Below are 12,466 nucleotides of genomic sequence, written 5' to 3'. Positions count from 1 at the left end.
TCCCACCGTAACGATCCACCATCGAGCTTGATTGATGCCCTCGCCACAACACTCCTAAGGTAAGCCCCACGAAAGCGAACCCGTGGAGTGGACATGACAACAACAATATCCCCCGACTCGCGATGGACGCGGCGGCGCAGCGAAAAGCAGCGGCGCCTGGCGTTGGTCAAGGACCTTGCCGATGGCGTGGTGTTGCCCACCGATAACATCGTTGCGGCGTTGGAGGCATTGATCTTGCCCGGCGACCGTGTGGTGCTGGAGGGCAATAACCAGAAGCAGGCGGATTTTCTTTCGCGCTCCCTTGCCAAGGCCGACCCATCGAAGCTGCACGACCTGCACATGATCATGCCCAGCGTCGGCCGTTCCGAGCACCTGGACCTCTTCGAGCGTGGCATCGCTCGCAAGCTGGATTTTTCCTTTGCCGGCACCCAAAGCCTGCGCATCAGCCAATTGCTGGAAGACGGCCTGCTGGAAATCGGCGCGATCCACACCTACATCGAACTCTATGCCCGGCTGGTGGTGGATTTGATTCCCAACGTTGTGCTCTCGGCCGGTTTCATGGCCGACCGCGCCGGCAATATCTACACCGGCCCCAGCACTGAAGACACCCCCGCGCTGATCGAACCGGCGGCTTTCAGCGATGGCATCGTCATTGTCCAGGTCAACCAATTGGTGGACGACGTCAGCGACCTGCCCCGTGTGGACATCCCGGCGTCCTGGGTGGATTTCGTGGTGGTGGCCGACAAGCCGTTCTACATCGAGCCGCTGTTCACCCGCGACCCGCGCCACATCAAGCCTGTGCATGTGCTGATGGCGATGATGGCCATCCGTGGGATCTACGAAAAACACAACGTCCAATCCTTGAACCACGGCATTGGGTTCAACACGGCCGCCATCGAATTGATCCTGCCGACCTACGGCGAATCCCTCGGCCTCAAAGGCAAGATCTGCCGCAACTGGACCCTCAACCCGCACCCGACCCTGATCCCGGCCATCGAAAGTGGCTGGGTCGAAAGCGTGCATTGCTTCGGCACCGAACTGGGCATGGAGAACTACATCGCCGCCCGGCCCGACGTGTTCTTCACCGGCCATGACGGCTCGCTGCGTTCAAATCGCATGGTCTGCCAACTGGCCGGGCAATACGCGGTGGACCTGTTCATCGGCGCTACCCTGCAAGTGGACGGCGACGGTCATTCCTCAACCGTGACCCGTGGCCGACTCGCCGGTTTTGGCGGCGCGCCGAACATGGGCCACGACCCGCGCGGCCGTCGTCATGGCACCCCGGCCTGGCTCGACATGCGCCACGGCGACGGCGAAGCGCCGCTGCTCGAGCGCGGCAAGAAGCTGGTGGTGCAGATGGTCGAGACGTTCCAGGAGGGCGGCAAACCGACCTTCGTCGACACCCTCGACGCGGTGGACGTGGCGAAGCAGGCCGGCATGCCCCTGGCGCCGATCATGATCTACGGCGACGACGTTACCCACCTGCTCACCGAAGAAGGCATCGCCTACCTGTACAAGGCCCGCTCCCTCGAAGAGCGCCAGGCGATGATCGCCGCCGTGGCCGGGGTGACGGCCGTCGGCTTGCGCCATGACCCGAAAGACACCGCGCGCATGCGCCGCGAAGGGTTGATTGCCTTGCCCGAAGACCTCGGTATCCGCCGCACCGACGCCACCCGCGAGCTGCTCGCGGCCAAGAGCGTGGCCGATCTGGTGGAGTGGTCCGGTGGCCTCTACAACCCGCCCGCCAAGTTCAGGAGCTGGTAAATGCGCGCCTTGAATCTGCAACCCAAGCCAATTTCCCTGGCTGAACGTCTGGCCGACCTGGCGGTGGACGCGTTGATCGATGAGGCCGACCTCTCGCCGAAACCGGCGCTGGTGGATCGGCGCGGCAGCGGTGCCCATACCGATCTGCACTTGGGTCTGATGCACGCTTCGGCGTTGTCATTGTGGCCGGCCTTCAAGGAAATGGCCGAAGCCGCCCTCGACTGTGGCGAGATCGGCCTGCCATTGCGCGAAGCCCTGGGCCGCATCGGCCGTGACGGTGAAGCCGCGATGCTCGCCACCACGGGTGGGGTGAATACTCATCGTGGCGCGATCTGGGCCTTGGGCCTGTTGATCGCTGCGGCGGCGCTGAAGCCTGAATCCAACGTCGCGGGCGCCGTCACCCTACGCGCCGCTCGTCTGGCCTTGCTCAACGACCGTTATGCGCCCCAATCCTTGAGCCATGGCGTCCAGGTCGCCCAGCGTTACGGCGTACGCGGTGCCCGGGAAGAAGCGCAGCTGGCGTTCCCGGCCGTCACCGGCCTGGGCCTGCCGCAACTCAAGCGCAGCCGCGCGGCTGGAGCGGGCGAACAGAACGCCCGGCTCGATGCCTTGCTGGCGATCATGACCACCCTGGCCGACACCTGCGTGCTCTACCGCGCCGGCGAAGCGGGGCTGCAAGCCATGCAACAGGGCGCCAAAGCGGTGCTCGACGCCGGTGGCAGCGCGAGCCTGGTGGGTCGCCGCCAACTCCATGCGCTGGACCAACAATTGATTGCCTTGAACGCCTCGCCCGGCGGCGCTGCCGACCTGCTTGCCGCCTGCCTCTTTCTCGACCGTATCGAGCGCGGCGATGACCTCTTTCCAGGAGTGTGCTGATGGAAACCTTGTCCTTTGAATTTTCCGCCGGACAGCCGCCACGAGGCCGGGCGCTGGTGGGCTGCGTCGGCTCCGGCGATCTGGAGGTGCTGATCGAACCGGGGCTGGCGGGGAAATTGACCATTCAGGTGCAGACCTCGGTCAATGGCAGCGAGCAACGCTGGCAGCATTTGTTCGCCCGCATGTTCGACGGCCAGACGCCCCCGGCGATGAACATCGACATCCATGATTTCGGCGCCACCCCAGGCGTGGTGCGTCTGCGCCTGGAACAAGGCTTCGAGGAGATCGGCCATGACTGACAGCGCAACGCTGCTCAACAAGCACAGCTTCGTCGAACTCGGTGCCCGGCAACGGGCCAAGGCCTTGCTCGACGAGGGAACATTCCGTGAACTGCTCGACCCCTTCCAGCGCGTCATGTCGCCATGGCTGCTGCGCCAAGGCGTGGTGCCGCAGAGCGACGATGGCGTGGTGATCGCCAAGGGCACGCTCGATGGCCTACCGGTGGTGATCGCCGCCATCGAAGGTGCGTTCCAGGGCGGCAGCCTCGGCGAAGTCGGCGGGGCAAAAATTGCCGGTGCGCTGGAACTGGCGGCTGAAGACAACCGCAAAGGCATCGCGACCCGCGTCGTGCTGCTGCTGGAAACCGGCGGCGTGCGGTTGCAGGAGGCCAACCTCGGGCTCGCGGCGATCGCCGAGATCCACTCGGCGATCGTCGACCTGCGCCAATTCCAACCGGTGATCGGCGTGGTAGCGGGCAGCGTTGGCTGCTTTGGCGGCATGTCGATTGCCGCCGGGTTGTGCAGTTACCTGTTGGTGACCCAGGAAGCGCGGCTGGGGTTGAACGGCCCGCAAGTGATCGAGCAGGAGGCCGGCATCGACGAGTACGACTCCCGCGATCGTCCGTTCATCTGGAGCCTGACCGGCGGCGAGCAGCGCTACGCGACCGGGCTGGTGGACCGATACGTTGCCGATGACGTCGCGCAGATCCGTCGGCAGGTCGGCGAACTGTTGCACCTGGGTGTGCCCGACGAACACCGCAGCGGTCAGGCCGATTTGTTCCTGCAACGCCTGGCCCGCCTGGACACCGACGTGCAAATCGAACCGTCAGCGGTTCGCCAGCTGTATCAGGGAGAACGCCCATGAGTTCGTATTCAATGAGAGGCGCGCGCTGGTTCGAGGCCTTGAGCGGCGGCGCCAAGCCGTTGGATGGCTTGCCGGCTTCGCTGCAAGTGGCCGACGTCCAACTGGGCGAACAAACCGCGCGGTTGATCGCCGTGGTGGCCGATCCCGACAACCGTTTTCCTCGGGCGCGCAATGGCGAAGTCGGGTTGCTCGAAGGTTGGGGCTTGGCCAAGGCGGTGGACGATGCCATCGAAGCCGACCGCAACGCGCCCCGCAAACGTGCGCTGATCGCCATCGTCGATGTGCCCAGCCAGGCATACGGCCGTCGCGAAGAAGCCCTCGGCATTCACCAAGCACTGGCTGGCGCGGCAGACAGTTATGTCCGCGCCCGATTGGCCGGGCACCCGGTGATTGGCTTGCTGGTGGGCAAGGCGATGTCCGGCGCGTTCCTGGCCCACGGCTACCAGGCCAACCGGCTGATTGCCCTGCGCGACCCGGGGGTGATGGTCCATGCCATGGGCAAGGCCTCGGCGGCGCGGGTGACCTTGCGCAGTGTCGAAGAACTTGAAGCCCTGGCTGCCAGCGTGCCGCCAATGGCCTATGACATCGACAGCTACGCCAGCCTGGGTTTGCTCTGGGAAACCTTGTCGGTTGAGCAGATCGAGCAACCGACGGCAGCGGATCTGGGGCGGGTGTCTGATTGCCTGCAACAGGCGATCAACGACGTGGCGGGTGCGCCTCGGGATCTGAGCGGGCGTTTGGGGGCGGCCCATCGCGCAGCTTCCAGCCAAGTTCGCCAGTTGTTGAGGGCGCAGTGGTGAGCACGTTCCTGGCCCATGACCTGCTCTGGGGGATGACTGCCTTGCAGTTGCCTGCGGATGCGCCGGGTTGGGCTGTCGAATCGCTCGACCTCGGGCAGCCGGTGGTGGTGCGTCGGGCGCTCACCTTGCCCGGGCACGTCGCGGTGGGCCTGCGCGGCCCCTCCCGGGAACAGCGTTACGCCGCGTCGATGCCTGTGGTTGCGGTCCAGCGCCGGGTACGCCCGGAAGATCTTTGTCATGTCGAATGCCGTCGTGACCTGCCTGCGCTGATCGCCCTGGCGCAGCTCCGCTCCTTGCTCGACGCCAGTGGTTGGATCTGGGGCGTGAGCGGCAGCGCCGGGTTCGAATTGGCCACGGGTGTCGAGGCGCTGCATGAACGCAGTGACTTGGATTTGATTCTGCGCGCGCCGCGTCGTCTGAATCGTCTCCAGGCCAAGGAACTGCTGGCGCTGTTGGATGCCTCGGTCTGCGCCGTGGACATGCAGTTGCAAACGCCTTGCGGCGCCGTCGCCCTACGCGAGTGGGCGGGCTCGTCGCGTCGGGTCTTGCTCAAGGATGATGTCCAGGCGCGCCTGGTGAGCGACCCTTGGCAATCTCCAGTGGAGCAGGTCGCGTGAGCAGCCTTTTCGTCTTTCCCGGCCAGGGTGCGCAGCGCGTGGGCATGCTCCATGGGTTGGCACCGCTGATCCTCGAAGAGGCGGGGGATGTGCTGGGTGAAGATGTATTGCGATTGGACAGTGCCCAGGCTTTGCAATCGACTCGCGCCGTGCAGCTGTGCCTGCTGATCGCAGGCGTGGCGGCGGCTCGTCGGTTGCTTGAGCAGGCTCGCGCTCCGGATTACGTCGCGGGGCTGTCCATCGGTGCTTATCCGGCGGCGGTCGTGGCTGGGGCGCTGGATTTTGCGGATGCGCTGCGCCTGGTCAGCCTGCGGGGCGAGCTGATGCAGCAGGCGTATCCACGAGGCTACGGCATGACGGCGATCATCGGCCTGGACCTCGCGGTGGTGGAGACCTTGCTTGCCCAGGTACACAGCGAAACAGCGCCGGTCTACCTCGCCAATATCAATGCCGATAACCAGGTAGTCATCGCCGGCAGCGACGAAGCCATGGGCCTCGTCGCCGAAAAGGCCCGGCGTCAAGGCGCGGGCAAGGCTTGCCGGCTGGCGGTCAGCGTGCCGTCCCATTGCCCGTTGCTGGAGGCACCGGCCCGGACGTTGGCCCAGGCATTCGCCGACGTGCCGTTGAAGGCGCCAACATTGGGCTATCTCAGTGGCAGCCGCGCCCGGCCGATGTTCAAGACCGATGCGTTGCGCGACGATCTGGCGTTCAACATGTGCCGTGTCGTCGATTGGCGCGGCACGGTGCAGAGCGCCTATGAGCGTGGCGTGCGCCTGCAAATCGAATTGCCGCCCGGCGCGGTGCTCACCGGGCTGGCGCGCCGGGTGTTCGAGCAAGGCACTGTCATGGCGTTTGATGGCGCGCGGCTGGATACGCTGCAAGCGCTACTGCATGAGGAGGGACGCCGCCAACCCTAGACACCGACTCAAGCTGGCGAAGCACAAAAACAACAACTTCGACGATGCATTTTGAGGATTACGACAATGATTATCTACGGTGTGGCGTTTCTGGCCTTTTGTACCCTGGCGGGTATTTTCATCGGTGAGCTGCTGGGCAAATTGATCGGCGTGCCGGCCAATGTCGGCGGTGTCGGCATTGCGATGCTGCTATTGATCGGCCTGGGCAGCTATCTGAACAAGCGCGGCCTGTTCAAGGGCAAGTCTGAAGCTGGCGTGGAATTCTGGAGTGCCATCTATATCCCGATCGTGGTGGCGATGGCGGCGCAGCAAAACGTCTATGGCGCGCTGAAAGGCGGGCCGATGGCGATCCTGGCCGGGACCCTGGCCGTGGCGATTGCCTTTGCGTTGGTACCGGTGCTGGTGCGCATTGGTAACAAGGACCCTCAATCCAACGTGTCCGTGAAAACGGTCGGGTGATCGCCATGTACGAATCCATGATGAAAGTCATCACCGGCTACGGCCTGATCAGTGGTTTTGCGATTGTCGGGATCACCATGTGGGTGTCCTACTGGATGAGTAACACGTTCACCAAAGGTCGCCTGCATGGCTCGGCCATCGCGATCCTGCTGGGCCTGGTGCTTTCATACATCGGCGGGGCCATGACCGGCGGGCAGAAGGGCGTAGTGGACATCCCGCTGCTGTCCGGGATCGGCTTGCTGGGTGGCGCGATGCTGCGTGATTTTGCGATTGTCGCCACGGCGTTCGGTGTCAGCGTCGAGGAGCTCAAGCGCGCCGGCTTCGTGGGGATACTGGCCTTGTTCGTCGGGGTCGGGACTTCATTCATCGCCGGTGTTGGGGTGGCGATGGCCTTCGGTTACACCGATGTGGTGAGCCTGACCACCATTGGCGCCGGGGCGGTGACCTATATTGTCGGGCCGGTGACCGGGGCAGCGATTGGCGCCAGTTCCGAGGTGATGGCGCTGTCCATTGCCGCCGGGTTGATCAAGGCGATCCTGGTGATGGTGGCGACGCCGTTCGTGGCGCCCTTCATCGGCCTCAACAATCCGCGCAGCGCGGTGATCTTCGGTGGGCTGATGGGTACTTCCAGTGGCGTGGCCGGCGGCCTGGCGGCGACCGATCCGAAGCTGGTGCCGTATGGCTGCCTGACGGCGGCGTTCTATACGGCGCTTGGCTGCTTGCTCGGGCCTTCGCTGTTGTTTCTGATCATGCGCGGGTTGATGGGGTAGGGCTTAGGCTCTTCGCTAACTACGCTGGCGCCATCGCGAGCAGGCTCGCTCCCACTTTGGATCGGTGTTCACAGATCCCCTGTGGGTGCGAGCCTGCTCGCGATGGGCGCGGCTCGGTTTCAAGCCAGGCGATTGGCATACATCCGGCACTCCGCCAACAGCGCCAGGAGGTTCGGGTCGCGCTCCTTGGCTTTCAAAAAGACTACGCCGATGTGCTGCTGCAAACGGTACTTTTCCTGCAACGGGATCAGTTTCACCCGGTTTTCGTACACCGCCGCGATCCTGCCCGGCAGCAAGGCATAGCCTACCCCGGAGCTGACCATGCTCAGCAGGGTGAAGATGTCGTTGACCTGCATCGCCACCTTCGGCTCGAACCCCGCCTGCTTGAATACCCGAACGCCGTCCTGATGCGTGGCGAAGCCTTGGGTCAGGGTGATGAAGGTCTCGTCGCGCACTTCGGCCAGGTCCACTTCGCTGCGCTGGGCGAAGGGGGAGTCGGCCGGCGTGGCGAGGAAGATGTCATCGGAAAACAGCTGGATCTGCTCGCAGTCCGGGTCGTTGACGCTGTCGTCCAGCGACACCAGGATCGCATCGACTTCCATGTTCTTGAGCTTGTACAACAGGTCGATGTTGGAGCCCATGATCAAGTCGATATTGAGCTCGCTGCGGCGGATCTTCAGGCCCATGATCAGCTGCGGCACGGTCTTGACCGTCAATGAATACAACGATCCCAGCTTGAAACGCTCGGCGGAAAAACCAGCCGCCTCACGGGTCAGGCGCACGCTTTCGATCACGTCCTGGATCAATTTCTGCGCACGCTCTTCCAATACATAGGCGCTTTCCAGCGGCGTGAGGTTGCGGCCCTCATGCTTGAACAATGGACAACGCAGGGCGCTCTCCAAGGAGTGAATGGCCCGGTGCACGCTGACGTTGCTGGTTTGCAGATCGGCCGCCGCCCGCGCCAGGTTGCCGGTGCGCATGAAAGCCAGGAACACCTCGAGTTTTTTCAGGGTCAATTCTTCGTCGATCAGCATGGGAGGCAGACTCTTATTCGTATGGGCTGATTGTGCCCGAACCTGCCTTTGTGGCGAGGGGATTTATCCCCTCGCCACACGTGCTGTATCGCAATTTGAAAAGCAATTCATTGCAGTTTCAGGCGCCAGGCCTGAGCCTTGGCGCCAGTTTCGGAATGTGGGGTGGGATTGGATGTATCACGGAGAACGACTCAACGCCTGGACGCACCTGGTGGGGGCTGTCGCGGCGTTTATCGGCGCGGTGTGGTTGTTGGTGATTGCCGGGATGGCCGGCGATCCCTGGAAGATTGTCAGCGTGGCAATCTACGGGTTCACCTTGCTGGCGCTCTACAGCGCCTCGACGGTTTATCACAGCGTGCGCGGACGCAAAAAAGAAATCATGCAGAAGGTCGATCATTTTTCGATCTACCTGTTGATTGCTGGCAGCTACACGCCGTTCTGCCTGGTGACCCTGCGCGGGCCGTGGGGCTGGACGTTATTCGGGATTGTCTGGGGACTGGCCCTGATCGGCATCCTGCAGGAGATCAAGCCACGCTCCGAAGCGCGGGTCCTCTCGATCGTCATCTACGCGGTGATGGGTTGGATCGTCCTGGTGGCGGTCAAGCCGTTGTTGGCGGCGCTGGGTAGCACCGGGTTCGCCTGGCTGGCCTCGGGCGGCGTGCTCTACACCGTGGGCATCGTTTTTTTCGCGCTCGACCAACGCCTGCGCCATGCCCATGGCATCTGGCATTTGTTCGTCATTGCCGGCAGCCTGCTGCATTTCGTGGCGATTCTGTTCTACGTGCTTTGAGCACTTGTAAACAGACGATCCAGTTGCGCCTGGGCCTGGCTGGCGAAAATCTCCAGCAGGGCACCCATTGTATGGGCTGGGGCCTCGTTGGCCCGGGTCACGGCGTACAGGGAAATGGGCAGCGCAGGTGACAACGGGCGGATGGCCGTGCGGGTGCTCGAAGCGCCCAAGGCCGTGAACGGGTCGATCACCGCCAGCCCGGCACCGGACTCGACCATGGCCCGGGCCAGTGAGTACGTCTGCACGGCGATGTTGATGCGCGGCGGCGGTTCCACTGACTTGAGATAGCCGTCCAGCCTGGCCGATAGCGGGTCGGTGCTGGACAGGCCGATCAACGGCGCATCGGCCAGGGCCTGCAATGGCATGGGCGTGCCGATGGCCATTTCGGGCCAGTGCCCGCTGGGCGCCAGGGCCACCAGCACGCCGCTGGCGAGGGGCTGGGCCTTGAGGCCGGGGTGATCGGGCGGTTGCAAAGTCAGGGCGACGTCGATCTCACGCATCAGCAGGTTTTGCGTCAATTCGCGGCTGTGGGCGCTGGATAATTCGCACACGATGTCTGGATACAGTCGGGTCCAGTGATGGATCGCCGCCGGCATCAGCGACAAGGCCAAGGCTGGCGTGGCGCCGATCCGCAGGCTGTGGCCGGGCTCGCGGCGCAGGCTCTGGGCCAGGCGCCGAACGCCTTGCAGGCTTTCGCTGACCTTGTCGACCTCGCGTTCCAGTTCCAGCGCTTCGGGCGTGGCCTGCAGCTTGCCGCGCACCCGCAGGAACAGCGCAAACCCCAGTTGCTGTTCGGCATGCTGCAACACCTTGGTCACGGCCGGCTGGGAGACGTGCAACAACTGCGCCGCCCCGCTGATGGAGCCGGTCTGGCGGATGGCCTGGAAAATCTCGATATGACGAAGGCGCATGGCGAGTCCATAACCTTTGTTTATAGGAGGCCCATCTTTATTCATTGTTCGAACGCTGTCATCCGATCCTAACCTTGACCCATTCAAAACAGGTGTGGGATGAACATGGCTCAGCGGGTTTGCATCATCGGTGGAGGCGTGATCGGGTTGGCGACGGCTTACGCGCTGGTCCGCGAAGGCGTCGATGTCACACTGGTGGAAGCCCGCGACGCGTTGGGCAGCGAAACCAGCTTCGCCAATGGTGGGCAGTTGTCCTATCGCTACGTCACGCCGCTGGCGGATGCCGGGGTGCCGTGGCAGGCCCTTGGCTGGATGTTGCGCGCGGACTCGCCACTCAAGCTGCGCCCACGCCTCGACCCGGCCCAATGGCGCTGGATGGCGGCGTTTATCGCCGCGTGCCGGACCTCGGTCAACCGCCGCAACGGTGAACACCTGTTGCGTCTGGCACTGCTGAGCCAAGCGACATTGCAGACCTGGCGTGAAGAGGATCGCCTCGACGGCTTTGACTGGCGGCGCAACGGCAAATTGGTGACGTTTCGCAATGCCAGCCATTTCGAACACGCTCGGCGGCGGGTAACGGATCCTGCTCAGCACGTACTGGGCCACGCCGATTGCGCGAGCCTGGAACCCGCATTGGCCGACGTGCCGTTCGCGGGCGGGATCTATACGCCGGACGAGGAGGTTGGCGATTGCCATGGCTTCTGCCAGCAATTGGCGGCGCGGTTGCGGGCTTCGGGGCGTTGCGAGTTCCTGTTGGGGCGTGCGGTGACTGCTATCCATCATGCCAACGGTGAGGTGCAGGCTATCGACCTGGGCGGCCATCGCCTGGACGTGGACGCCTTGGTGGTCGCCGCTGGCCACCGCAGCGCAGCGCTGGCGTTGCCTGGCGTACGAATGCCGTTATACCCGCTCAAGGGCTACAGCCTGACGGTCCCCATCGAGGCGCGGCACCGAGCGCCGGACCTGAGCATCACCGACTATGACCGCAAGGTCGTCTACGCTCGCATCGGCGAACAATTGCGAGTGGCGGCGATGGTGGACATTGTCGGTTTTGACCCGGCACCGGACCCCAGGCGCCTGGCCTTGATCCGCCGCCAGGCCATGGAAACCTTTCCACAGGCCGGGGACTACGAACGCGCCGTCGAGTGGGCGGGCATGCGTCCGGCCACGCCCAGCGGCGTGCCCCTGATTGGCGCCACCGGCTATCGCAACCTGTGGCTCAACCTGGGCCATGGCGCCTTGGGCTTTACCCTGGCCTGTGGCAGCGGCCGCTTGCTCAGTGAACTGATCCGCCAACGTACACCTTCCATCGACATGCGAGGCCTCGCGCCCCGCGCCGCCTGACCCACCCGCAACGGAGAATAACAATGCAAAGAATCACGTTGATCGGCTGCACCCTGAGCCTGCTGTTGAGCGCCCCGGCATTCGCCAACGAAGCGCCGCCGGCCGGCACGCTGGACAAGATCGCCAGCAGCAAGAGCATCACGCTGGGTTATCGCGACGCCTCGGTGCCGTTTTCCTATGTGGGGGACAACAGCGGCAAACCGATGGGCTACTCCGTGGAGCTGGCGAGCAAGATCGTCGAGCGGATCAAGCAGCAACTGGCGCTGCCGCAACTGAACGTGAAATACAACCTCGTCACTTCCCAGACCCGCATCCCACTGGTGCAGAACGGCACCGTGGACCTGGAATGCGGCTCCACTGGCGTAACGGCCGAGCGGCAGAAGCAAGTGGCGTTTTCCTACGGTTTCATTTACGTGAAGGGCCAGTTGCTGACGGCCAAGGACAGCGGCATTCACAGCTTCGCCGACCTGCGGGGCAAGAACGTGGTGACCACCGCCGGCACCACCAACGAGCGGTTCCTCAAAAGCTACAACCTGGACAACAAGGTCGAGATGTTCGTCATCAGCGCCAAGGACCACGGTGAAGCCTTCCAGATGCTCGAGACCGGTCGGGCGGCGGCGTTCTACATGGACGACGCGCTGCTCTATGGCGAACGGGCGAAGGCGCGCGATCCACACAAATGGGTCGTGGTCGGGGAAGAACAGTCGCGGGAAATCTACAGCTGCATGGTGCGCAAGGACGATCCGCAATTCCTGGCGCTGGTCAACGCGACCCTGGCGGACCTGTACAAATCAGGAGAAATCAACACCATCTACGACCGTTGGTTCCAGAAGCCGATCCCGCCGAAGGGGCTGAACCTGGAGTTCCCGATGACCAGCGAGTTGAAGGCGATCATTGCCAAGCCGACGAGCGATCCGGTGCAGTAGCTGTCATGTGCCGGTGAGCCCTTGCTCGCGATAGCGCCGGATCAGTCAGCATCGATGTTGACTGGCCCACCGCCATCGCGAGCAAGCTCGCTCCCACAGGGATCTACATTCGGCT

The 12,466-nt window shown here is 63.7% G+C and carries 14 protein-coding genes; 12 read left to right on the top strand and 2 right to left on the bottom strand.

Annotated elements, in window-relative coordinates:
• Positions 1-93 precede the first annotated feature (93 nt).
• The 9 genes from mdcA (at position 94) to madM (ending at position 7,346) form a co-directional block, all read left to right on the top strand.
• Positions 94-1,764 (top strand): malonate decarboxylase subunit alpha, encoded by a 1,671-nt coding sequence (gene mdcA / locus J3Q04_RS23755; RefSeq protein ID WP_434609054.1) that lies wholly within the window; start codon positions 94-96, stop codon positions 1,762-1,764.
• Entirely contained in the window at positions 1,765-2,640 is an 876-nt protein-coding gene (locus tag J3Q04_RS23750) for a triphosphoribosyl-dephospho-CoA synthase (RefSeq protein WP_434609056.1), read from the top strand.
• Complete coding sequence (locus J3Q04_RS23745; protein WP_420765013.1) at positions 2,640-2,939, top strand: malonate decarboxylase subunit delta; 300 nt, start codon at positions 2,640-2,642, stop codon at positions 2,937-2,939. Before J3Q04_RS23750 ends, J3Q04_RS23745 begins: the two co-directional genes overlap by 1 nt.
• Complete coding sequence (locus tag J3Q04_RS23740; RefSeq protein WP_434609058.1) at positions 2,932-3,783, top strand: biotin-independent malonate decarboxylase subunit beta; 852 nt, start codon at positions 2,932-2,934, stop codon at positions 3,781-3,783. The genes J3Q04_RS23745 and J3Q04_RS23740 overlap by 8 nt, the downstream gene beginning before the upstream one ends.
• Positions 3,780-4,583 carry a biotin-independent malonate decarboxylase subunit gamma gene (mdcE, locus tag J3Q04_RS23735; protein WP_434609060.1) on the top strand — a complete coding sequence of 268 codons (804 nt, stop codon included), beginning with the start codon at positions 3,780-3,782 and terminating at the stop codon, positions 4,581-4,583. The genes J3Q04_RS23740 and mdcE overlap by 4 nt, the downstream gene beginning before the upstream one ends.
• Entirely contained in the window at positions 4,577-5,200 is a 624-nt protein-coding gene (locus J3Q04_RS23730) for a malonate decarboxylase holo-ACP synthase (RefSeq protein WP_434609062.1), read from the top strand. The genes mdcE and J3Q04_RS23730 overlap by 7 nt, the downstream gene beginning before the upstream one ends.
• A complete protein-coding gene (gene mdcH / locus J3Q04_RS23725; RefSeq protein ID WP_434561829.1) occupies positions 5,197-6,117 on the top strand; it encodes a malonate decarboxylase subunit epsilon in 921 nt (306 codons plus the stop codon). The genes J3Q04_RS23730 and mdcH overlap by 4 nt, the downstream gene beginning before the upstream one ends.
• 66 nt (positions 6,118-6,183) lie before the next feature.
• Entirely contained in the window at positions 6,184-6,576 is a 393-nt protein-coding gene (gene madL / locus J3Q04_RS23720; protein WP_420765008.1) for a malonate transporter subunit MadL, read from the top strand.
• Between the two features lie 5 nt (positions 6,577-6,581).
• A complete protein-coding gene (gene madM / locus J3Q04_RS23715) occupies positions 6,582-7,346 on the top strand; it encodes a malonate transporter subunit MadM (protein WP_420765007.1) in 765 nt (254 codons plus the stop codon).
• Between the two features lie 119 nt (positions 7,347-7,465).
• Here the strand turns inward: madM and J3Q04_RS23710 are convergent, their stop codons facing one another.
• Positions 7,466-8,380: a LysR family transcriptional regulator gene (locus tag J3Q04_RS23710; RefSeq protein ID WP_420765006.1), complete on the bottom strand. Its 915-nt coding sequence runs from the start codon at positions 8,378-8,380 to the stop codon at positions 7,466-7,468.
• A gap of 172 nt (positions 8,381-8,552) precedes the next feature.
• Here J3Q04_RS23710 and trhA point away from each other — a divergent pair, with 172 nt between their 5' ends.
• Complete coding sequence (gene trhA / locus J3Q04_RS23705; protein ID WP_420765005.1) at positions 8,553-9,170, top strand: PAQR family membrane homeostasis protein TrhA; 618 nt, start codon at positions 8,553-8,555, stop codon at positions 9,168-9,170.
• Here the strand turns inward: trhA and J3Q04_RS23700 are convergent.
• Complete coding sequence (locus J3Q04_RS23700; RefSeq protein ID WP_434561833.1) at positions 9,158-10,081, bottom strand: LysR family transcriptional regulator; 924 nt, start codon at positions 10,079-10,081, stop codon at positions 9,158-9,160. The two genes, trhA and J3Q04_RS23700, sit on opposite strands and share 13 nt — an antisense overlap.
• 105 nt (positions 10,082-10,186) lie before the next feature.
• Here J3Q04_RS23700 and J3Q04_RS23695 point away from each other — a divergent pair, with 105 nt between their 5' ends.
• Together J3Q04_RS23695 and J3Q04_RS23690 are read left to right on the top strand one after the other, a co-directional pair.
• Entirely contained in the window at positions 10,187-11,425 is a 1,239-nt protein-coding gene (locus J3Q04_RS23695; RefSeq protein ID WP_434611497.1) for a D-amino acid dehydrogenase, read from the top strand.
• Positions 11,426-11,448: 23 nt separating this feature from the next.
• Positions 11,449-12,351 (top strand): transporter substrate-binding domain-containing protein, encoded by a 903-nt coding sequence (locus J3Q04_RS23690; RefSeq protein WP_434609066.1) that lies wholly within the window; start codon positions 11,449-11,451, stop codon positions 12,349-12,351.
• Positions 12,352-12,466 lie beyond the last annotated feature (115 nt).

This window comes from Pseudomonas sp. D4-21 (assembly GCF_051132125.1).
Classification (GTDB): Bacteria; Pseudomonadota; Gammaproteobacteria; order Pseudomonadales; family Pseudomonadaceae; genus Aquipseudomonas.
The sequence above is the reverse complement of the archived record's forward strand: the minus strand, read 5'-3'. Positions and strand labels throughout refer to the sequence as shown.